The organism is Exiguobacterium mexicanum (assembly GCF_005960665.1).
Lineage (GTDB): Bacteria > Bacillota > Bacilli > Exiguobacteriales > Exiguobacteriaceae > Exiguobacterium > Exiguobacterium mexicanum_A.
On the sequence record NZ_CP040676.1, the window covers coordinates 1,856,024 to 1,877,053 of the forward strand.

Annotated in this window: 20 protein-coding genes and 1 other annotated feature (1 of these 21 running past the window's edge); all 20 genes read right to left on the minus strand. The window is 54.0% G+C overall.

What is annotated here, in order from left to right:
• Positions 1-197 (minus strand) — a binding site (T-box leader) (it extends 24 nt beyond the left edge of the window).
• 47 nt (positions 198-244) lie between these two features.
• A complete protein-coding gene (gene hemL, locus FED52_RS09935; protein WP_138859759.1) occupies positions 245-1,549 on the minus strand; it encodes a glutamate-1-semialdehyde 2,1-aminomutase in 1,305 nt (434 codons plus the stop codon).
• Positions 1,546-2,526, minus strand: a complete 981-nt coding sequence (gene hemB / locus FED52_RS09940) for a porphobilinogen synthase (protein ID WP_138859760.1) — start codon at positions 2,524-2,526, stop codon at positions 1,546-1,548. The genes hemL and hemB overlap by 4 nt, the downstream gene beginning before the upstream one ends.
• Positions 2,523-3,188: a uroporphyrinogen-III synthase gene (locus FED52_RS09945; protein ID WP_138859761.1), complete on the minus strand. Its 666-nt coding sequence runs from the start codon at positions 3,186-3,188 to the stop codon at positions 2,523-2,525. The genes hemB and FED52_RS09945 overlap by 4 nt, the downstream gene beginning before the upstream one ends.
• A complete protein-coding gene (hemC, locus tag FED52_RS09950; RefSeq protein WP_138859762.1) occupies positions 3,181-4,098 on the minus strand; it encodes a hydroxymethylbilane synthase in 918 nt (305 codons plus the stop codon). Before hemC ends, FED52_RS09945 begins: the two co-directional genes overlap by 8 nt.
• 59 nt (positions 4,099-4,157) lie before the next feature.
• Positions 4,158-5,501, minus strand: coding sequence for a glutamyl-tRNA reductase (hemA, locus tag FED52_RS09955; RefSeq protein ID WP_138859763.1), 1,344 nt, complete (start codon positions 5,499-5,501; stop codon positions 4,158-4,160).
• 185 nt (positions 5,502-5,686) lie between these two features.
• The gene (locus FED52_RS09960) at positions 5,687-6,865 is read right to left on the minus strand and encodes an AI-2E family transporter (protein ID WP_138859764.1); all 1,179 of its coding nucleotides are present in this window, start codon (positions 6,863-6,865) and stop codon (positions 5,687-5,689) included.
• 120 nt (positions 6,866-6,985) lie between these two features.
• The gene (yihA, locus tag FED52_RS09965; RefSeq protein ID WP_034776812.1) at positions 6,986-7,582 is read right to left on the minus strand and encodes a ribosome biogenesis GTP-binding protein YihA/YsxC; all 597 of its coding nucleotides are present in this window, start codon (positions 7,580-7,582) and stop codon (positions 6,986-6,988) included.
• A 3-nt stretch (positions 7,583-7,585) separates the two neighbouring features.
• On the minus strand, positions 7,586-9,886 hold the full coding sequence (gene lon / locus FED52_RS09970) for an endopeptidase La (RefSeq protein WP_138859765.1): 2,301 nt from the start codon (positions 9,884-9,886) through the stop codon (positions 7,586-7,588).
• Positions 9,887-9,956: 70 nt separating this feature from the next.
• Positions 9,957-11,225 carry an ATP-dependent protease ATP-binding subunit ClpX gene (gene clpX, locus FED52_RS09975; RefSeq protein WP_034776808.1) on the minus strand — a complete coding sequence of 423 codons (1,269 nt, stop codon included), beginning with the start codon at positions 11,223-11,225 and terminating at the stop codon, positions 9,957-9,959.
• 210 nt (positions 11,226-11,435) lie between these two features.
• On the minus strand, positions 11,436-12,728 hold the full coding sequence (gene tig / locus FED52_RS09980; RefSeq protein WP_034776805.1) for a trigger factor: 1,293 nt from the start codon (positions 12,726-12,728) through the stop codon (positions 11,436-11,438).
• Between the two features lie 88 nt (positions 12,729-12,816).
• Positions 12,817-13,722, minus strand: a complete 906-nt coding sequence (locus tag FED52_RS09985; RefSeq protein WP_138859766.1) for a hypothetical protein — start codon at positions 13,720-13,722, stop codon at positions 12,817-12,819.
• A 541-nt stretch (positions 13,723-14,263) separates the two neighbouring features.
• Entirely contained in the window at positions 14,264-14,776 is a 513-nt protein-coding gene (locus FED52_RS09990; protein ID WP_034776800.1) for a metallophosphoesterase family protein, read from the minus strand.
• Positions 14,777-14,781: 5 nt separating this feature from the next.
• The gene (locus FED52_RS09995; RefSeq protein WP_034776799.1) at positions 14,782-15,372 is read right to left on the minus strand and encodes an XTP/dITP diphosphatase; all 591 of its coding nucleotides are present in this window, start codon (positions 15,370-15,372) and stop codon (positions 14,782-14,784) included.
• Positions 15,369-16,118, minus strand: a complete 750-nt coding sequence (gene rph, locus FED52_RS10000) for a ribonuclease PH (protein WP_034776797.1) — start codon at positions 16,116-16,118, stop codon at positions 15,369-15,371. Before rph ends, FED52_RS09995 begins: the two co-directional genes overlap by 4 nt.
• Positions 16,111-16,917 carry a glutamate racemase gene (gene racE / locus FED52_RS10005; protein WP_138859767.1) on the minus strand — a complete coding sequence of 269 codons (807 nt, stop codon included), beginning with the start codon at positions 16,915-16,917 and terminating at the stop codon, positions 16,111-16,113. Before racE ends, rph begins: the two co-directional genes overlap by 8 nt.
• Before the next feature lie 116 nt (positions 16,918-17,033).
• Positions 17,034-17,297 carry a phosphocarrier protein HPr gene (locus tag FED52_RS10010; protein ID WP_021066838.1) on the minus strand — a complete coding sequence of 88 codons (264 nt, stop codon included), beginning with the start codon at positions 17,295-17,297 and terminating at the stop codon, positions 17,034-17,036.
• Between the two features lie 70 nt (positions 17,298-17,367).
• Complete coding sequence (locus FED52_RS10015) at positions 17,368-17,808, minus strand: acyl-CoA thioesterase (RefSeq protein ID WP_034776794.1); 441 nt, start codon at positions 17,806-17,808, stop codon at positions 17,368-17,370.
• Between the two features lie 9 nt (positions 17,809-17,817).
• Positions 17,818-18,606, minus strand: coding sequence for a succinate dehydrogenase iron-sulfur subunit (gene sdhB, locus FED52_RS10020; RefSeq protein WP_200881496.1), 789 nt, complete (start codon positions 18,604-18,606; stop codon positions 17,818-17,820).
• An 8-nt stretch (positions 18,607-18,614) separates the two neighbouring features.
• Entirely contained in the window at positions 18,615-20,372 is a 1,758-nt protein-coding gene (gene sdhA, locus FED52_RS10025; RefSeq protein WP_138859768.1) for a succinate dehydrogenase flavoprotein subunit, read from the minus strand.
• A gap of 16 nt (positions 20,373-20,388) precedes the next feature.
• Positions 20,389-21,006 (minus strand): succinate dehydrogenase cytochrome b558 subunit, encoded by a 618-nt coding sequence (locus FED52_RS10030; RefSeq protein ID WP_034776788.1) that lies wholly within the window; start codon positions 21,004-21,006, stop codon positions 20,389-20,391.
• Positions 21,007-21,030 lie beyond the last annotated feature (24 nt).

A 21,030-nucleotide genomic window follows, 5' to 3' on the forward strand; every position in this document is an offset into this window, starting at 1 on the left:
TTCCGCGGTACCACCTTAGTTCGCCAACAGGTGGCGCCCTCAAAATCGAATAACGGTCGATGGACCGGACCTTCCTACTTCGTTCAAAAGGTCAGCTCCGAGGCGACTTCCGCACCATCCTTCGCGGCCTCGCACCAAGCGGCCGCGTCTCTGAAAAAGGATGTTGATTGCGTACTATTCCTCATCGTAGCTTTTGTTCGTATCTGTTAAACAATTGTAGCGACAGAAGATGTTTCCGTCAAGATTACAATGAAAACTCTTGTTGCAGCTCTTTGAACGTCGCGTCGACCGCTGCGAGCGTCAAGTCGATATCTTCGTCCGTGTGCACGGTCGAGAGGAACAAGCCTTCGAACTGTGACGGTGGCAAGAACACGCCGCGCGCCGCCATCTTCTGATAGTAAGCACGGAACAAGTCGAGGTTCGCCGTCTTCGCCTTCTCGAAGTTCGTCACTTTCTCGTTCGTGAAGAAGAATCCGAACATCGAGCCAGCCCGGTTCGTGTCGTGCGGGATGTTATACTTTTCGGCCGCTTTCGTGTAGCCTTCGGCGAGACGGTCCGCTTTGCGTTCGAACTCGGCGTAGTGCTCAGGCTTGAGTTGCGACAGCGTCGTGTAGCCGGCGATCATCGCGAGCGGGTTCCCCGAGAGCGTCCCCGCCTGGTAAATCGGTCCTTGCGGCGCGATTTTTTCCATGATCTCGCGTTTCCCGCCATAGGCACCGACCGGAAGGCCGCCGCCGATGACTTTTCCGAGGCACGTCAAATCCGGCGTCACGCCGAAGTAACCTTGGGCACAGTTGTAGCCGACCCGGAACCCGGTCATGACCTCGTCAAAGATGAGGAGCGCGCCGTATTGTTCCGTGATCTCGCGGAGTCCTTCAAGGAATCCAGGTTGCGGTGGCACGAAGCCCATGTTGCCGGCCGCCGGTTCGACGATGACCCCAGCGATGTCGTCACCGAACTTCTCGAACGCGACGCGAAGGGCATCCAAGTCGTTGTACGGCACCGTGAGCGTCTGGCTCGCCAAGTCTTTCGGTACGCCCGGCGAGTCCGGGAGACCGAGCGTCGCGACGCCCGAACCGGCCTTGATGAGGAGCGAGTCGCCGTGACCGTGGTAGCAGCCTTCGAACTTCAAGATTTTCGTCTTGCCCGTGTAGCCGCGTGCGAGGCGGAGTGCCGCCATCGTCGCTTCCGTACCCGAGTTGACCATGCGCACCATCTCGATTGATGGGACGCGCTCGATGACGAGCTCGGCCATTTTCGTCTCAAGCTCGGTCGGCGTCCCGAACGTCCAGCCTTTCTCGGCTTGCTCTTGAATCGCCTTCGTGACGACAGGGTCGCGGTGGCCGAGGATGAGTGGTCCCCATGAGAGGACGTAATCGATATATTCGTTGCCATCGATGTCGTAGACGCGTGAACCTTCACCGCGTTCAGCGAAGATTGGCGTCATGCCGACTGATTTATAGGCACGGACCGGGCTGTTTACCCCGCCCGGCATGAGCGGACGTGCTTGTTCGAACGCCGCTTCTGAGCGTGTTTGTTTGTAGGTCATGCGTAGTCTCCTTCCAAATAGCGACAGACATCTTTTGCGAAATACGTGACGATGAGGTCCGCACCGGCCCGTTTGAAGCCGACCATCGTCTCCATGACGATGCGTTGCTCATCGACCCAGTCGTTTAGAGCAGCCGCTTTGACCATGGCGTACTCTCCGCTCACGTTATACGCCACGATCGGCATATCGAGCGAATCGCGCATGTCACGGATGATGTCCATGAACGCGAGCGCTGGTTTGACGATCATGAAGTCGGCGCCTTGCTCGACGTCCGATTGTGATTCACGGAACGCTTCACGGCGGTTGGCCGGGTCCATCTGATAGCCTTTGCGGTCGCCTTCACCAGGTGCCGATTGAGCTGCGTCACGGAACGGTCCGTAGTACGCCGATGCGTACTTGACGCCGTAACTCATGATTGGGATATGGTTGAATCCGTTCTGGTCGAGCCCTTCACGGATGGCGGCGACGAAGCCGTCCATCATCGAGCTCGGTGCGATGATGTCAGCGCCTGCTTGCGCTTGCGTGATGGCCGTCTGGACGTGAAGCGGTAGCGACGCGTCGTTATCGACGTCACCGTTCTTCACGATGCCACAGTGGCCTGTCGACGTGTATTCACATAGGCATGTGTCCGCGATGACCGTGAGCTGTGGCGCCCACTCTTTCACTTTACGGATCGCTTCTTGGACGATGCCGTGGTCATGATACGCTTCCGTACCTTCCGGGTCTTTATGTTCCGGCACGCCGAACAAGAGCACCGATTGAATGCCGAGGTCGACGATCTCCTTGATCTCGTCCTCGAGGCGGTCGAGCGAGAAATTGAAGACGCCAGGCATCGAGCTGACTTCGCGTTTAATGTCTGTCCCTTCGATGATGAAGAGCGGGTAAATCAAATCTTCTTTCCGAACATGATTTTCACGTACGAGTGCACGCATCGACTTCGATGAACGAAGACGACGATGACGATCAAACTGGTTCATGAAAAATCCTCCCCTATACACTGTATTAATGCATCCATAGTATAACACTCAGGCACTCGGACCGGTAACGTCGACACTTCCCGGACGGCGCGCTCGGTCACTTCACCGATGGCGTACCACGTCCCGTGGAAATGGTCGAGATATGGCGTGAGCGCCCGGACGGCGGACGGGCTGAGCACGAGGAGCGCCTCGATTCCTTCGAGCGCCTCGACTTCCGTCTCTGTCAGTTCACGGCCGATCGTCTCATAGACGACCCAGTCGTGGACGTTTTCGAGTTGCGTCATATGCGCCGTGTTCGCCAAGTCGCCCCGGGCGAACAAGACGACCTCGTCTGACTTTACGACAGTCGCAAGGTCATGGAACAACGCCTCGCCCGTAAACGTCTCCGGCATGAGTCCGACAGTGAATCCGACGGTCTCGAGTGCTTGTTTCGTTTTCTCGCCGACGGCCGCGACTTTGACGTCACGTGGGACGTCACAAAGCGCCGGTACCGCCGTCTGGCTCGTCACGACGAGCCAATCGAACCGGTGAATCGGCATCTCGCGATGTGTCAATCTCGTCTCGATAAGCGGGACATGATGCACGGAAAGACCGCTCGCGGCGAGCCGGGCTCGTTGCGTAGCGGTCAGTCGTTTTGTCCCTGTGTACCAGACGTCACGCATTGACCGAGGCGAGAATTTCGCGCCCGCCGCGTCCGAGAAGATCGTCTGCTACCTCGTTCCCGAGTGCGACCGCGTCAGACGACGTCTTCGTCACGCGGAGCACTTCTTTGCCGTCGACCGATGCGATGAGGCCCGTCAGTGTCACGTCGTCCCCATCGACCGTCGCATAACCGCCGACCGGAACGTGGCAGCTGCCTTCGATCGCCTTGAGGAACGTCCGCTCCGCCGTCGCCGCTTTCGCCGTCACGTCGTCATGCAGGAGTTGCAAGACGTTCGTCACTTCAGCGTCGTCTTTCCGGCTTTCGATGGCGAGCACGCCTTGACCGACCGCCGGGACCATCATATCGGCGTCAAGCGCTTCGAAGTCGACGCGATCTGTCCACCCCATGCGTTCGAGCCCGGCTTTGGCGAGCAAGATGGCATTGAAGTTTTCCGTCTCAAGTTTTTTGAGGCGTGTATCGATGTTGCCGCGGATCCATTGAATCTCGAAGTCCGGGCGGGCGGCGAGCATCTGCGCGCCGCGACGAAGTGAGCTCGTCCCGATGACAGCACCTTCCGGGAGCGTCTCGAGCGTGTACCCGTTCTCGCAGATGAGCACGTCTCGGGCGTCAACGCGTTTCGGCATGCAGCTGATAAAAAGTTCTTCCGGCAACTCGGCCGGCACGTCTTTCATGCTGTGGACGGCGAAATCGATTTCCCCGGCAATCATTTGTTGCTGAATCTCTTTGACGAACAACCCTTTGCCGCCGACTTTCGATAACTGGACATCGACGATTTGGTCGCCTTTCGTCACGATTTCCTTGATCTCGAACTCGTTTTGAGCCCCGGCTTTCTTCAATTGCTCGATGACCCATTTCGTCTGTGTCATCGCAAGTTGTGAACGGCGTGAGCCGACGATAATTTTACGCATAGTCCATATCCCCTTCATAGAAAAAGGCGACGAGATCCGCCGCCTTTTTTGATTTTGTATTAGCGCATCAAAGCGCGGAGTGGTGCTTTCGCTGACATCGCTTCTGTCTCTTCCATTTCTGGCTCGACGTCAGGGACGTCGACATCAAGGCCGAACGTCTCGACGAACTGGTTGATACGTGTGTTCGCATCCGGTTGCGCCGCGGCGTCTTTGATGTAGTCGATCGGTTCACGAAGCATCTGGTTGATGATTGACTTCATATGTTTGCCGATGACTTTTTTATCCCGGTCCGATAGATGGTCAAGCTTACGCTCGAGGCTTTCCATCGTCTCTTCTTGAACAGTGAGGGCGCGGGCGCGCAACTCGTTCATGATCGGGACGACACCGAGTGTGACGAGCCACGTTTGGAACTCTTGAATCGCTTCGTCGATTTTGATTTCAATCTTCTCCGCTTCGACAAGACGGGCCGCCAAGTTTTTGTTGACGATCCCGTTCAAGTCATCCACATCGAACAAATGGACGCCCGGAAGCGCCCGGACCGCTGGATCGATATCTCGCGGCACGGCAATGTCGATTAATAACAGTGGACGTTCACGGCGAAGCAGTTGTGCGGCGGCGACATCGTCATAGCCGATGACCGCTTCTTTGGCGCCGGTCGAACTGATCAAAATATCGGCGTCGAGCAACCCACAGGCGATCTCACGGATCGAGTGGGCCCGGCCTTGGAACTTGTCGGCGACCGCTTTTGCTTTGCTCTCGGTCCGGTTAAAGACGGCAATCTGTTTCGCACCGGCCTCGAACAAGTTGAGCGTCGTCAACTCGCCCGTCTCACCGGCACCGACGACGACGACTTGTTTATCATCGAGACGGTTGTACATCCCTTGAGCGAGCGTGACCGCTGCCGAGCTGACCGATACCGACATTTCCCCAATTTGTGTGTCGGTATGGGCGCGTTTGGCGAGCGTCACGGCCTCTTTGAACAGTTTATTGAACACCGTTCCCGTCGTTCCGTTCTCTTGGGCGCGGAAGAAGCTTGATTTCACTTGTCCTAAAATTTGTGTTTCCCCAATGATCATCGAATCGAGTCCAGACGTGACACGGAACAAATGGCGAATTGCCTCTTCTCCTTCACGAATCGATAAATAAGGGGTGAATTGGTCCATCTCTAAATCAAACCAGTTCGCTAAAAAGCGTTTTGTATAATAACGTCCGGTGTGGAGCTGGTCTGTGACGACGTATAGCTCCGTCCGGTTACAAGTCGACAAAATAACCGATTCAAATATGCTCTTCTCTTCGCGAAGTGCAATCATCGCATCCACGATTTCTTGCTCCCCAAACGAGAACTGCTCCCGAATCGCGACAGGGGCTGTCTTGTTATTTAGTCCAACGACGACAATATGCATGTACCTCTTCCCCTCATCCAAAATCCACCGACGGTTGTCTCTTCTTTTTCACATCTCTACCATACATTATAACAATTTTTATTTAGGAACTATAATCTTCTGTTCGATTTTTGTGAAATAATTTAAGAACTTTTTGTGACAGAAAAAAGTAGAAACGGACATGGAGACCATTTCTACTTGTTTAATCATTTCAGAGACGACGGATCGGTGATGATTTGACTCTCTGGTTTCTCATCTTCCTCTTCCGCTTCGAGGTAATGTTTTCGCTCCCTCAGCTTGTAAATCCGGACGATGTTTTGAACGACGACTTTTGCCACCGCATAGAACGGCACCGCGATGAGCATCCCGATAATCCCGGCCAAATTTCCGGCGACGAGCAAGACGATGATAATCGTCAGTGGATGCACCTTGAGCGACTTGCCTTGGATGAGCGGCGAGATGACGTTCGATTCGATTTGTTGAACGATGATGATGACGACGATGACCCAGAGCACTTTGATCGGGTCTTGGATGAAAGCGACGACGACAGCCGGTGCCGCACCGAGGAACGGTCCAACGTACGGGATGATGTTCGTCACCATCATGAAGAGCGCGAGCAAGATGGCATAGTCGAGTCCAATGATCCATAGTCCGATGAGCGACGTGATCCCGACGAAGAACGCCACGATCAATTGGGCATGGACGTAGTTTTTAACCGTCGTATGCATGTCATGCAAGATTTTACGAGTCTCCGTCTCGTAGTTCGACGGCAACAATTTCACGATCGAGTCTGGAAGACGTTTCCCGTCAAGGAGCATGTACAAAAGCATGAACGGGATGACGACGATCGTAATGACGGCCGACGTGATGAAACCGACAAGACGACCGAACGATGAAGCGACATTCCCGAAGACGTCTCCGAGATACGACGTCACATTATTCGTGAAGTCGGTGAACATATCGTCATTCTCGGCGATAAAGCGTGACAAGAACTCGTTTTGCATGAGCGAGTCACGGACGGCGAACGCCTGTACTTGCAACTCCTTGGCGATACTCGGCATCGCGTTGACGAGCGACGTCACCTGTTCCGCGAGCACCGGTCCGAGGATGCTGAAGACGAGCGTAAAAATCAGCACGAGTCCGCCGAGCGTGATGCCGACGGCGAGCGGACGTTTGCCGTCCATCCGTTTTTCTAAGAAGTCGACAATCCCGACTAAGAAATAATAGAAAAGTCCAGCAATGATGAGTGGTACCGTGACGAGCGCCAAAATGACTTGAATCGGTTCGAACACGAAAGAAATCTCCGTCCCGACCCAGATGACCAAGAAAATCGTCAGCGTCCAAAATAAGAAGCGGTACCATTTGTTTTGAAACATGATTTGCATCTTTCCACCTCGTTCTATATTCTCTAGTCCTATGTATGTAGACAATTATACGATACTTACCCGCTCTCGTAACCCTGAAAACAAAAAAGACGAGGGGTTCCCTCGTCTCCTCGTCTTCGCTCAATCTTCGTCTTGCGTCAACAAATCATAAATTGCTTTCCACGCCTCGTCTTTTCCTTCGGCCGTCTCCGCCGAGAAGGCGACGAACCGGTCAGTCGATTCGAACTGAAGCTTGCGTTTGACGGCCGCCTCATGTTTTTGACGTTGCGCTTTCTTGATCTTATCGAGCTTCGTCGCCACGACGATGACCGGAATCTCGTAATGCTTCAAGAAGTTGTACATCGTCACGTCGTCGCCCGACGGTTCATGACGGATATCGACCAAGAGGACGACGCCACGGAGGGCGCTTTGCGACGTCAAGTACTGCTCCATCATGACGCCCCACTTCTCACGCTCCGTCTTCGAAACTTTCGCGTAGCCGTAACCTGGAACGTCGACGAACATGATCTCATCGTTGATGTTGAAGAAGTTCAGCGTCTGCGTCTTCCCTGGCTTTGAAGACGTGCGCGCGAGCGCTTTCCGCTGACAAATCTTGTTGATGAACGACGATTTCCCGACGTTCGAACGTCCAGCGAGTGCGACTTCCGGCAACTCGTGAATCGGATAATGGTCCGGTGCGACGGCACTCGTGACAAATTCTGCTTTAGTGATTTTCATTATTTAATTTCCTCCAAATGCTACTTCTAATACTTGATCGAGCGTCGTGACCGGGACGAACGTCAATTTCTCACGGACGGTGTCTTGAATGTCATCGATGTCCCGCTCGTTGTCTTTCGGGATGACGATGGTCGTCAAACCGGCCCGGTGTGCGGCGAGCGCTTTCTCTTTCAACCCGCCGATTGGCAGGACGCGGCCTCGGAGCGTGATCTCTCCGGTCATGCCGATATCACGACGGACTTTCTTACCGGTCAATGCCGAGATGAGCGCCGTCGCGATGGTGATGCCGGCCGATGGACCGTCTTTCGGAACGGCACCTTCCGGGACGTGGATATGCACGTCTTGGCGCTCGTAGAACGTCGGGTCAATCCCGAACCGTTCCGCGTTCGAGCGGACGTAGCTATACGCCGTCTGCGCCGACTCTTGCATGACGTCACCGAGTTTCCCGGTCAACTGGAGCTTGCCCTTACCAGGTGCGAGCGCCACTTCGATCGTGAGCGTGTCGCCTCCGAACGCCGTGTAGGCGAGTCCAGTGACGGCTCCGATCGAGTCTTCCGTCTCGCCTTTGCCGTAGCGGTACTTCGGTTTCCCGAGGTAGTCGCCGAGGCTCTTCAACGAGACGGTGACGCGTTTTTTCTCGCCGATCGCGATTTGCTTCGCCGCTTTCCGGCAAAGCGAGCCGATGACGCGTTCTAAGTTACGGACGCCGGCCTCACGCGTGTAACGGCGGACGACCTCGTAAAGCGCGTCTTCTTTGATCGTGAGCTGGCTCTTTTTCAAGCCGTGCTCTTTATACTGTTTCGGCACCAAGTGACGTTTGGCGATCTCGACTTTCTCGAGTTCCGTGTAGCCGCCGATTTGGATGAGTTCCATCCGGTCGAGCAGCGGAGCCGGGATTTGCGAGACGTCGTTCGCCGTCGCGATGAAGAGCACGTTCGATAAGTCGAACGGTTCTTCGATATAGTGGTCGGAGAACGAGACGTTTTGTTCCGGGTCGAGCACTTCGAGCATGGCCGACGCCGGGTCGCCCCGGAAGTCTGACGCCATCTTGTCGATCTCGTCGAGCAAGAAGACCGGGTTTTTGCTTTCGGCCTGCTTCAAGCCGCGGATGATACGGCCTGGCATCGCCCCGATGTACGTGCGACGGTGTCCTCGAATCTCAGCTTCATCGCGCACCCCGCCGAGCGAGACGCGGACGAAGTGACGCTCAAGCGCCGACGCGATCGACCGGGCGAGCGACGTCTTCCCGACCCCTGGAGGTCCGGCGAGACAAAGGATCGGTCCACGGAGCGAGTTCGTCAATTGGCGGACGGCCAAGTACTCGAGGATTCGATCTTTCACCGACTCGAGGCCGTAGTGGTCGTCGTCTAGGACGTCGGCCGCATGCTTGACGTCGAGTTTATCTTCCGTCTCGATGCCCCATGGGAGCGAAGCAATCCAGTCGAGATAGTTGCGGATGACCGCGTACTCCGGTGACGTCGCCGGGACGACGTTCAACCGTTCGGCTTCGCGCATGACGTTCTTCCGTGTCGTCTCAGGCAAGTCGAGTGCCTCGAGCTTCTCACGGAGACGATTCGGTTCAGACTCTTGCGACTGGTCGCCGAGCTCTTGCTGAATCGTTTTCATCTGTTCGCGCAAATAATACTCTTTCTGCGCCTGCTCAATCGTCTTTTTCGTCCGTTCGCGCAACTCTTGCTCGAGCTCGATGATTTCGACTTCATGCGTCATGATCTCGAGCAGCTCTAAGCCGCGTTTGACCGCGTCGGCTTCTTCGAGCATCGCTTGGCGAATGTCGACGTCGACATCAAGTTTCGAAGAGATATAATCGGTCAACGACTCGAGTCGCTCATACATCTCAAAGCGGCGCCGTTCGTCCGGAGACAACCCTTTGATCGTCCCGACGAGTTTGCCAAACTGTTCTTTCAATAGGCGCACGAGTGCCGTCCGTTCGACTTCTTCCCCTTCGACGAGGTCAAGCGCCTCGACGTCGGCGAACCAGCCTTCTTTCGTCTCTTCAATCGAGTTGATCTTGACGCGCTCTTTTCCGACAAGACGAACACGGACCGTCTCGTTCGACAGCTCGCTCATCTTGGCGATATGGACGCGTGTCCCGATCGCATATAAGTCTTCCGGTTCAGGTGATTCTTTGCCTGTCTCTTTTTGTGTCACGACAATCAAATCTGTCTCGTGTTCCTTTGCGGCAAGGAGTGCCCGCAGGGAGAGCGGACGCCCTACGTCGATCGTCACGCCGATGAGCGGATACACGACGACTCCACGCAAAGGAAGGATAGGTAACTGTTCCATTACAACGCCTCCTGTGCAAAAAGGCCCAAAACTCGGATGTGCCGAGTGTTTGAGCCTTTTTCGTTAAAAATTATGCTGTCTCTTTATTGTCGCCTGTCTGTTCGACAGTACCATCGCGAAGCACGTATTTCGGACCGGCAAGACCCGTAATCGTTTCATCCGTGATGATGACTTTCTCGATATCGTCGCGCGATGGGACAGTGAACATCACATCGAGCATCATTTCTTCGATAATCGAGCGGAGACCGCGTGCGCCTGTCTTACGTTTGATCGCAAGCTTGGCGATTTCAACCAACGCCTCGTCAGTGAACGTGAGTTCGACATCGTCGAGTTCGAGCATTTTCTCGTACTGACGAACGAGGGCGTTCTTCGGCTTCGTCAAGATCTCGACGAGTGCTTCCTCGTCAAGCGTCGTGAGCGTCGCCATGACCGGTAGACGACCAATGAACTCCGGAATCAATCCGAATTTCTGAAGGTCTTCCGGAAGTGCGCGGGCGAGCAAGTCTTCTTGCGTCATCTCGCGGTTTTCTTGGTCGTTCCCAAATCCGATAACTTTTTTCCCGATACGGCGTTTGACGACCGCTTCGATGCCAGCGAACGCGCCGCCGACGATGAACAAAATGTTCGTCGTATCGATTTGGATGAACTCTTGATGCGGATGCTTCCGTCCACCTTGCGGCGGTACGCTTGCGACCGTACCTTCCAAGATTTTGAGAAGTGCTTGTTGGACACCTTCACCAGATACGTCACGCGTGATCGATGGGTTTTCCGACTTACGGGCAATCTTATCGATCTCATCGATATAGATGATCCCTTTTTCAGCCTTCTCGACATCGTAGTCCGCCGATTGGATCAGCTTGAGCAAGATGTTCTCGACGTCTTCCCCGACGTAACCGGCTTCCGTCAAGCTCGTCGCATCCGCGATTGCGAATGGGACGTTCAAGACGCGAGCCATCGTTTGAGCGAGAAGCGTCTTACCGCTACCAGTTGGTCCAATCATGACGATGTTCGATTTCGAAAGTTCGACATCATCAGAACGGCCACCGGCGTTGATGCGTTTATAGTGGTTGTAGACGGCTACCGAAAGCGCACGTTTCGCCCGGTCTTGACCAATGACATACTCGTCTAAGATGTTACGGATCTCTTGTGGTTTTGGAATGTCTTTGAATTCTACTTCTTCTTCGACACCGAGCTCTTCCTCAACGATTTCATTGCAAAGCTCGATACATTCATCACAAATGTATACGCCAGGACCGGCGACTAGTTTACGGACTTGTTCTTGCGATTTCCCGCAAAACGAGCATTTAAGTTGTCCCTTTTCCTCGTTAAATTTGAACATTCGGTACACCCCTTCTGAATGAAAATGGATGTAAGTGCGATAAATCGCCTATTTGTATTTTCAGGTGCAAAGCACTCTCGAAAAAACATTTACATCTCTGCGTTGCAATAATTGTAGCATGAACAAATCACTTCATCAAAGATAAACACATGCAAAGTGTCGTGACGAAAAAAAGGACGACTGCTGAGCAGCCGTCCTTCTGTCATCCGATTACTTCGCTTTCCCGTTTTCAACGAGAACGTCGATCGCTTTACGGAATTTGAGGTCACCTTTAAGTGTCTCGATTCCGCCTTGTGGCGCGAGCATTGTACGGAGTTGATCCGGTGCAATGTTGTAAAGTTTAGACATTTCTTCGAGTTCTTTCTCAGCATCTTCGTCAGACACTTCGATCGCTTCTTTCTCAGCGATTGCTTTCAAGACGAGACGAGCTTTAACGCGCTCTTCAGCTTGCTCTTTCATCTCTTCGCGCATCGCTTCTTCAGAAGTACCAGTGAGTTCGAAGTACATGTTGAGGTCGATTCCTTGTGAAGAAACACGTGTGCCGAACTCTTGAACCATGCGGTCTACTTCTTGGTCAACGAGTACTGCAGGTACGTCGATTGTTGCGTTAGCTGTTGCTTGCTCGACGAGTTGGTCGCGCATTGTGCCTTCCGCTTCTTGTTTCTTCGCAGTTTCTAAGCGCTCACGGATTTTCGCTTTCAACTCGTCGAGTGATGAAACTGACTCGTCGATGTCTTTTGCGAACTCGTCGTCGAGCTCAGGAACTTGCTTCGCTTTGACTTCGTGAAGTTTGACTTTGAATGTCGCTGGTTTACCCGCCAAGTTGTCAGCGTGGTACTCTTCAGGGAATGTTACTTCAACGTCTTTTTCTTCGCCAGCCGTCATGCCAACCATTTGCTCTTCGAATCCAGGGATGAATTGGCCTGAACCGATTTCGAGTGTGTAGTTTTCAGCCGTGCCGCCTTCGAATTGCTCTCCGTCAGCGAAACCTGCGAAATCAAAGACAGCTGTATCGCCGTTTTCGATAGCGCCTTCTTTGACAGCAAGCTCTGCGCCTTGCTGTTGAAGCGCGTCAAGTTCAGCTGTAACTTCTTCGTCAGTGACTGTTGTTTCAACAGCTTCGTACTCGAGACCTTTGTATTCGCCAAGCTCAGCTTCTGGCTCAACAACGAACGTTACTTTGAACGTTACAGGTTGGCCTTTTTCGAGCGTGCCGTCTACATCGATGTTTTCGAGAGCGATTGGTTCGAAACCAGCTTCTTCGACCGCACCTTGAACTGTGTCACGGTAGAGGATATCGAGCGCATCTTGATAGAGTGCTTCTTCTCCGTACATTTTGTTGAACATTGGGCGTGGCAATTTCCCTTTACGGAAGCCAGGCACGTTCAAAGTTTTGACGACATCTTTGAATGCGGCGTCAACTGCTTTATCAAAAGCTTCTGCAGGTGCTTCGTACGTGAGTACGCCTTGGCTACCTGATGTTTTTTCCCATTTTGCTGTCATGCTAAGTCCCTCCAACAATTCGTTTATACGTACAAAAATGTACAACAATCCGTATTATAGCATAAATCCGACGACTGCACACAAGGATTTAGTCTAGAAACGCCTCGGTGAAACGCATGTCCGCCTCAAGAATTTCGGCGGCGAGGCCGTCCGTTTCCTCATGTTGCAGGATGGCCGTTTTCGCTTGAGCAATCGCTGTCTCCACGGCAGACGCTTCCTCAGGCGTGAACGGGTAGTGCGTATACATGTAGTTCATGAGCAGCTGCGTCGCGATCTCGTCACCATATACCGCTCGCTGCAACCCGTTGACCATCGTCTCCCACGCTTCCGTGTGGATTTTCGCTTCGTCATGCGTCAATCGGTGCCGCGTCCCGAGGTCGGTCCATTCGATGACCGGCAGCTCGTCGAACGCCTTTTGGAGCACGATCAACTTCATCAACTTCGGCCGTTCCGCGACGAGGAGCTCTTTCAAGACGTTGTCGAGGACGTCATCGATATTGAAATGAACGTGTTCGAGCGTCTCGATTTGTTCGCCGATTCCGCCCCGGTTAAGGATTCGCTTCACTTTGGCGATCGCGGCCGGGAACTCGGTCAACTTCAACACTTGGAGCACTTGATGTGCTTGCGTGTTGACATGATCGGTCTTTTCTTGCCACTCGAGATACAGGTTGATCCAATAGGCCGCCTCGAACGGTTGGTCACGCATGATGTAATACTGGGCGATTTGAAGCCCGCCGGCTGCAGGTTCTTCTGCCACCGTCATCTGTGTCGTGACGAGCTCTTCGAGTTTCTCGAGCGTCTCCGGTTCTTCCGGTCGTTCCATCAGACATTGGAATATTTCCATGAAAATAAATGGATCGCCGGGCACTGCCTCGTACCAATCCCACAGAATCGGTTCGACCCGTTGCCGTTCCCCGGCCGCGTCTGCCTCTTGAATCATCTTCTGAAGCCGCGACCAGTTCCCTGGAAACGGGTACGCTTGCTCTTTTGCCATCTCCCCACACCCTTTCCATTCATCTCCATCTTCCTTTAGGAATCGATTCGTTGTCAATCAATACCCCGAAAAACGAAAAAAGAGACAACCTCCGTGGAGGCTATCTCTATTTTAAATGGAAGTGTCCCAAGAGGGATTCGAACCCCCGACCGACGCCTTAGCTTACCACCATGGCTTTCGCCACCAACGTGTGTTGTTTGTAGTCTGGACTATATCTTCACCATTTCAGGTGCGACACGTGTAGTCTCTACGGAACCTCACGAGCAAACTGCTCCTTCAATGGCTCTACCTCTAAAGGATGACCTTTAGTCCTTCGAACCACCTTGTCCCCGAAAGGAAATAAGTTTCCTCGGTATTACCATCAGCATCATCTGTTAAGGCTTCACCGATATAGTGTCGTCCACTCTATAGGTTTCTGTTTCCCTATAAAGGCTCCTATTTGTCTTGAAGGGCGTTGCTCTATCCAGCTGAGCTATTGGGACATTGACAAGAAAACTATAATAGAAAAATGGTTTGCTGTCAATTCCTTCTTTTCATTCCGTCACAGCTTTCCGCTCACATCGAGATCTTCGACGGCCGAGCCGTCCTCTGACCGATAAAAGCGGACCGTCGCCTGTCCGTTCTCGAGATCCATCAGTACATACGTCTTGTCACTCCGTCCGCGCGGCATGCGAATCGAACCCGGGTTCACGTAAAGCACCCCGTCCTCAATCACAGCTCCGGCGACGTGCGAGTGGCCGAACAAGACGACGTTCGCCCCGACCTCTTCAGCCCGGTAACGTAACCGGTTCAAGTCGTACTTCACGTCGTGGTGATGGCCGTGGACGATGAGAATCGTCCCTTCAGCCGTCTCCTCGATTCGCTCGAGCGGAAGGTCGCCGCCGAAGTCGCAATTACCGCGCACCGTACGATACGGGAGCAGATGTTCATCGACGAGCGCGAGCTGGGAATCCCCACAATGGAACGCGTCATCGATTTCTTGTTCGTGCCGGTTGAAGATGATCGATAGTTCTTCTGTCAATCCGTGACTGTCACTGACTACGAGAAAACGCATACAGGTCACCCCTCCATAAACGGAATAATTTCTGCCTCTAACTTTCGTAGTGCTTGACCGCGGTGACTGACCGCCGCCTTTTCGTCGCGTTCAAGTTCTGCTGCCGTCTTGTGAAGTGACGGAACGATGAAGAGCGGGTCGTAACCGAAACCGTTCTCCCCGTGAGGCGCGTAGCCGATCGTCCCTTCGATCGTGCCGCGTACCGTCAATGTCTCCCCTGTTGGTTTGGCGAGACAGAGGGCACAGATGAAGCGAGCCGTTCGGTCGGTCGCTCCGTTCAACTTCTCGAGAAGAAGCGCGTTGTTCGCTTCATCCGACTTCTCCGGTCCGGCGAAACGGGCCGAATGGACACCGGGTGCCCCGTCGAGCGCATCGACTTCGAGTCCAGAGTCATCTGCGAGGACGGCGTGGCCGAAATAGCGGGCCGCCTCCGTCGCCTTCAACTCGGCGTTCGCCTCAAACGTCGTCCCGGTCTCGTCCGTCTCTGGTGCGTCCGGATAATCTAGAAGTGATTCGACTTCGAATCCGAGCGGCGTGAGCATCCCTTCGATTTCTGCGACTTTTCCTTTATTGCGTGTTGCGACGATCAGTTTCATGTTGTTTCCTCCAATTGTTCCCCGACATACCACCACGAGGCACCGAGCGCGTCTTCGGCCGCTTTGAACAGCGTCTCGATTCCGCTTTGGGCCATGTGGAGCATCTCGTTCATCTCGAGCAACGTGAATGTCGCTTCTTCCCCTGTCCCTTGCACTTCGACGAAACGTCCGCTCGCCGTCATGACGACGTTCATATCGACCTCGGCCGCGGCATCTTCTTCGTAGTTCAAGTCGAGAAGCAATTCGTCGGTCCGTCCGACCGAGATGGCAGCGACGCCTTCTTTGATCGGCGTGTCGTCGAGCTTGCCTTGACGGATGAGCGCGTCGACCGCGAGGACGAGCGCGCAGAAGCCGCCTGTGATCGAGGCCGTACGGGTGCCCCCGTCGGCTTGGATGACGTCACAGTCGATCCAAATCGTCCGTTCACCGAGCCGTTCTAAATCGACGACCGAGCGGAGCGACCGCGAAATCAACCGTTGAATCTCCATCGTCCGGCCCGACTGTTTGCCGCGGACCGATTCGCGGACCGTGCGGTTACCGGTCGCACGCGGAAGCATGGCGTACTCGGCGTTGATCCAGCCTTGCTTCTTGCCGCGCAAGAAGTTCGGGACGCGTTCTTCGACGGTGGCCGTGCAGATGACTTTCGTGTCCCCGATCGAGATGAGGACCGACCCTTCCGCATGTTTATTCACATGGGGAACGATCTCGACGGGCCGGAGCTCGTCATGTTGTCTTTCGTTACGCATCGACACCGGACACCTCTACTTTCTCCGCTCTCACGGGTTGACCGAGCCATTCTGTCGCCAAACGGTCAAAGATGACGACATCCCCGGTCGCATAAAACTGGTGCACCGGGACCGTATCCAAATCGTTCTCGAGCTCTTTAAAGTCAAGGATGGCCGCTACTTCGAGCGCCGTCTCGTCACCGGACGAGATCAAATGGACGTCGGGTCCGACGACGTCTTGAATGACCGGTGCGAGCAGCGGATAGTGCGTACAGCCGAGGATGAGCGTGTCCATCTCGGAAGACTGAAGCGGACGAATCGTCTCAGCGACAATGTCGCGGACGCGCTCTCCATCGAGTTCGCCGGCTTCGACGAGCGGGACGAACGGCGGACAGGCGAGCGAATATACATCGATCTCGCCGGCCACGTGTCGGAGCGCCGTCTCGTATGAGTTGCTTTCAATCGTCATCTTCGTTCCGATGACGCCGATATGTTTATTGCGCGTTCCTTTGACGGCCGCCCGTGCCCCCGGGTCGATGACACCGATGACCGGGATATTGAGGCGTTTGCGCGCTTCTTTCAAGACGACCGCTGTCGCCGTGTTGCAGGCGATGACGATCATCTTCACGTTCTTACTTAACAGGAACTCGATCAGTTCCCACGTATAGGCTTCAATCTCATCGTGCGGGCGCGGGCCATACGGGCACCGTTCCGTGTCGCCGATATAAATTATTTCTTCTTTCGGTAGTTGGCGCATCAGTTCTTTGACCACAGTCAAGCCGCCAACTCCTGAATCGAGTACTCCAATCGCTCGTTTCATGATCATCACTTCCATTCCCATCTATCTTACCAAAAAAGCCGATTCTGAAAAAGAAACGGTCTCGTGACAAACAAAAAAGACGAGGTAGCCGATTGGCCGCCTCGTCCGTCGCTCAATTACTGAGCAAGACCTTCGCTTGTGAGCATGTCAGAAAGCGTGTTAACCGCTTCTTCTGCATCGTCACCAGCTGCAGTGATTTTGATTGTAGAATCTTTTGCGATACCGAGTGAAAGTACACCCATGATCGACTTGAGGTTTACTGTCTTACCGTTGTACTCAAGGTTGATATCTGATTGGAATTTAGAAGCTGTGTTTACCAACTGTGTAGCTGGACGAGCGTGAATTCCTGAATCTGCAACGACTGTGAACGTTTTTTCCATGACGTGAGGTCTCCCTTCAAATTTCAATTCTACAGGCGAGCCCGCAGAATAATTGTTTGTGAACTCATTATCAAATGATAGCGGATTCGCAAAAATTCTGCAAGCGATTTTTATATTCTGGAGTCCATTCGGTCGGACGACCGGATTTCGACAAGTGCACGAGGCTCGTACGCCCCGCGAACATGAGCTGGTCTCCATCATATGCCCCGTAATGAATATCACATGAAGTGTTTCCGACCGTCAAGACATTGGCATACACCACGATCGATTGCCGTGGCATCACTTGGCGAACGTAGTCGCACTGGGCATCTGCCACGACGACAAATCCATCTTTCAACGAAAAACCTGTCGCTTCAAGCAACTCGATTCGCGCGTCCTCGAAATAGATGAACGGAATTGTGTTATTCATGTGGCCGTACGGGTCGCACTCCGAGAATCGGACTTTGACGTCTAGCGCGACCCCTGCTCTGACACGTGTTTCCCAATCGGCTTCCCGGAAGTACTTCGTCATCCGTAGCCCTTACGCCTCGACCGCAGAACCGGTGCGGCCTTTGTCGCTACCGAAGAACGATTTGAACGAGTGAAGCGTCGTCTGACGGTTCATCGCGGCGATTGATGTCGTGAGTGGAATACCTTTCGGACAAACTTCGACACAGTTTTGCGCGTTCCCGCACTGTGCGAGGCCGCCGTCTTCCATGAGCGCTTCGAGACGGTCCTCCGCGTGGAAGGCGCCAGTCGGATGCGAGTTGAAGAGACGGACTTGTGAAATGGCGGCCGGTCCGATGAAGCTCGATTTGTCATTGACGTTCGGGCACGCCTCGAGGCAGACACCGCACGTCATACATTTCGATAATTCATACGCCCATTGACGTTTGTTCTCTGGCATCCGCGGTCCAGGTCCGAGGTCGTACGTCCCATCGATTGGGACCCATGCCTTCACTTTTTTCAACGCGTCGAACATGCGCTGACGGTCGACTTGAAGGTCACGGATGACCGGGAACGTCTTCATCGGAGCAAGGCGGATCGGCTGTTCGAGCTTGTCGACGAGCGCCGTACACGATTGGCGCGGCTTGCCGTTGATGATCATCGAGCAGGCACCGCACACTTCCTCGAGACAGTTCATATCCCAGTTGATTGGTGTCGTCTTGTCCCCGTTCGCATTGACCGGGTTGCGGCGGATTTCCATCAACGCCGAGATGACGTTCATGTTCGGGCGGTACGGGACGGTGAACTCTTCCGTATAAGCGGCTTGGTCCGGTCCGTCCTGGCGTTCAATGATAAAACGAATATCTTTTTGTTCAGATTGCATCGGCGTCGTCATTTCGTCTTCGCCCCTTTCTTCGAGTAATCCCGTTTGCGTGGCGGGATTAACGAAACGTCGATCTCTTCATACGAGATATCGACTTCCCCTGCGTTGTAACGTGCCATCGTCGTCTTCATGAACTTGTCGTCATCACGTTCCGGGAAGTCCGGTTTGTAATGAGCGCCACGGCTCTCGTCACGTTTCAACGCGCCAAGCGTGATGACGCGCGCGAGGTCGAGCATGTGGTCGAGTTGTCGGATGAACGATGCCCCTTGGTTGCTCCAGCGAGCCGTGTCGGTCGCGGAGATGTTGTTATAGCGTTCACGAAGCTCACGGAGTTTGAGGTCCGTCGCCTCGAGCTTGTCGTTGTAACGAACGACCGTGACGTTGTCGGTCATGAGTTCGCCGAGCTCACGGTGGATTTGATACGCGTTTTCCGTACCGTCCATCGCGAGGATGTCATTGAACCGCTCGATTTCTTCACGTTCGTTGAAGTTGAAGAGCGCTTCTGCCACGCTCTCTGTCGCCTGGTCGAGACCGCGCATGTAGTGAACGGCCGCCGGACCGGCTTCCATCCCGCCGTATACGGCAGACAAGAGCGAGTTGGCCCCGAGACGGTTCGCACCGTGCATCGAGTAATCGCACTCACCGGCTGCGAACAGGCCTGGGATGTTTGTCATCTGATCGTAGTCGACCCATAGTCCGCCCATCGAATAGTGAACGGCCGGGAAGATCTTCATCGGGACTTTTCGTGGATCGTCGCCGACGAACTTCTCGTAAATCTCAAGGATCCCGCCGAGCTTGATGTCGAGCTCTTTTGAGTCTTTATGCGACAAATCGAGGTACACCATGTTCTCGCCGTTGACGCCGAGCTTTTGGTTGACACAGACGTCGAAGATCTCACGCGTCGCGATATCACGCGGCACGAGGTTTCCGTAGGCCGGATACTTCTCTTCAAGGAAGTACCATGGCTTACCGTCTTTATACGTCCAGACACGTCCGCCTTCACCGCGCGCCGATTCACTCATGAGACGAAGCTTGTCGTCCCCCGGGATCGCCGTCGGGTGGATTTGGATGAACTCACCGTTCGCATAGACCGCACCTTGACGATAGACTGCTCCAGCCGCTTGGCCGGTGTTGATGACCGAGTTCGTCGATTTGCCGAAGATGACACCTGGGCCGCCTGTCGCGAGGATGACCGCGTCCGATGGGAACGCTTTAATTTCCATCGAGCGCAAATCCTGACAGACCGCACCACGGCACACACCTGCTTCATCGATGATGGCCCGGAGGAACTCCCAGCCTTCATACTTCTCGACGAGCCCTTGCGCCTCGTAGCGACGAACCTGCTCGTCTAGTGCGTACAGGAGCTGTTGCCCCGTCGTCGCACCGGCGTAAGCCGTACGGTGATGGAGCGTACCGCCGAAACGACGGAAGTCGAGAAGACCTTCTGGCGTCCGGTTGAACATGACGCCCATGCGGTCGAACATATGGATGATCTTCGGTGCCGCTTCCGCCATCTTTTGGACCGGCGGTTGGTTGGCGAGGAAGTCGCCCCCATAGACCGTGTCATCAAAGTGTTGCCAAGGAGAATCCCCTTCCCCTTTCGTGTTGACGGCACCGTTGATGCCGCCTTGTGCACAAACTGAATGTGAACGCTTGACCGGTACAAGCGAGAATAGTTTTACCGGAACACCCATCTCAGCCGACTTGATTGTCGCCATGAGTCCAGCCAGACCGCCACCGATGACGATCAAACTTTGATTTGCCATGAACTTTTCCCCCTAATTACAAGATGCCCGCGAACGTCAAGATAGAACGGATGCCGACAAAAGATAGTGCCAAGAAGACGACGCCTGAGACATAGCTCATGAAGCGCTGTGAACGAGGCGACTGTGTGATCCCCCACGTGATGGCAAACGACCAGAGACCGTTTGCGAAGTGGAACGTAGCCGAGAGGATCCCGACTATGTAGAAGATGAGCATGAGCGGATTGTCGACGATGTTTTGCATCATCTCCGCATTCACTTCAACGCCACGCAACTTCGCCAAGCGCGTTTCCCAAACGTGCCATGCGATGAAGATGACGAGGAAGACGCCCGTGAAGCGTTGGAGCATGTACATCCAGTTACGGGCGTATGAGTAACGGTTCGTGTTAATCGAACCGAGGAACGCGTAATACACGCCATACACTCCGTGGAAGATCATCGGCAAAGCGATGATGGTGACTTCAAGGAAATACAAGTACGGTAAGCTCTCCATAAATTTTGCTGCCTTGTTGAACGACTCCACCCCATCGACGATATAGTAGTTGACCGACAAGTGAACGATCAAAAACAAGCCGATTGGGATGACCCCAAGTAGCGAATGGACTTTACGACTGAAATAGTCACGACGCGCTGCCATTCTAGTTCCCCCTTTTCACGAGCC

Excerpts from the sequence above, each read along its gene's own strand:
- hemL (WP_138859759.1), bottom strand. The coding sequence starts at position 1,549 with ATGACCTACAAACAAACACGCTCAGAAGCGGCGTTCGAACAAGCACGT.
- hemB (WP_138859760.1), bottom strand. The coding sequence starts at position 2,526 with ATGAACCAGTTTGATCGTCATCGTCGTCTTCGTTCATCGAAGTCGATG.
- FED52_RS09945 (WP_138859761.1), bottom strand. The coding sequence starts at position 3,188 with ATGCGTGACGTCTGGTACACAGGGACAAAACGACTGACCGCTACGCAA.
- hemC (WP_138859762.1), bottom strand. The coding sequence starts at position 4,098 with ATGCGTAAAATTATCGTCGGCTCACGCCGTTCACAACTTGCGATGACA.
- hemA (WP_138859763.1), bottom strand. The coding sequence starts at position 5,501 with ATGCATATTGTCGTCGTTGGACTAAATAACAAGACAGCCCCTGTCGCG.
- FED52_RS09960 (WP_138859764.1), bottom strand. The coding sequence starts at position 6,865 with ATGCAAATCATGTTTCAAAACAAATGGTACCGCTTCTTATTTTGGACG.
- yihA (WP_034776812.1), bottom strand. The coding sequence starts at position 7,582 with ATGAAAATCACTAAAGCAGAATTTGTCACGAGTGCCGTCGCACCGGAC.
- lon (WP_138859765.1), bottom strand. The coding sequence starts at position 9,886 with ATGGAACAGTTACCTATCCTTCCTTTGCGTGGAGTCGTCGTGTATCCG.
- clpX (WP_034776808.1), bottom strand. The coding sequence starts at position 11,225 with ATGTTCAAATTTAACGAGGAAAAGGGACAACTTAAATGCTCGTTTTGC.
- tig (WP_034776805.1), bottom strand. The coding sequence starts at position 12,728 with ATGACAGCAAAATGGGAAAAAACATCAGGTAGCCAAGGCGTACTCACG.
- FED52_RS09985 (WP_138859766.1), bottom strand. The coding sequence starts at position 13,722 with ATGGCAAAAGAGCAAGCGTACCCGTTTCCAGGGAACTGGTCGCGGCTT.
- FED52_RS09990 (WP_034776800.1), bottom strand. The coding sequence starts at position 14,776 with ATGCGTTTTCTCGTAGTCAGTGACAGTCACGGATTGACAGAAGAACTA.
- FED52_RS09995 (WP_034776799.1), bottom strand. The coding sequence starts at position 15,372 with ATGAAACTGATCGTCGCAACACGCAATAAAGGAAAAGTCGCAGAAATC.
- rph (WP_034776797.1), bottom strand. The coding sequence starts at position 16,118 with ATGCGTAACGAAAGACAACATGACGAGCTCCGGCCCGTCGAGATCGTT.
- racE (WP_138859767.1), bottom strand. The coding sequence starts at position 16,917 with ATGAAACGAGCGATTGGAGTACTCGATTCAGGAGTTGGCGGCTTGACT.
- FED52_RS10010 (WP_021066838.1), bottom strand. The coding sequence starts at position 17,297 with ATGGAAAAAACGTTCACAGTCGTTGCAGATTCAGGAATTCACGCTCGT.
- FED52_RS10015 (WP_034776794.1), bottom strand. The coding sequence starts at position 17,808 with ATGACGAAGTACTTCCGGGAAGCCGATTGGGAAACACGTGTCAGAGCA.
- sdhB (WP_200881496.1), bottom strand. The coding sequence starts at position 18,606 with ATGCAATCTGAACAAAAAGATATTCGTTTTATCATTGAACGCCAGGAC.
- sdhA (WP_138859768.1), bottom strand. The coding sequence starts at position 20,372 with ATGGCAAATCAAAGTTTGATCGTCATCGGTGGCGGTCTGGCTGGACTC.
- FED52_RS10030 (WP_034776788.1), bottom strand. The coding sequence starts at position 21,006 with ATGGCAGCGCGTCGTGACTATTTCAGTCGTAAAGTCCATTCGCTACTT.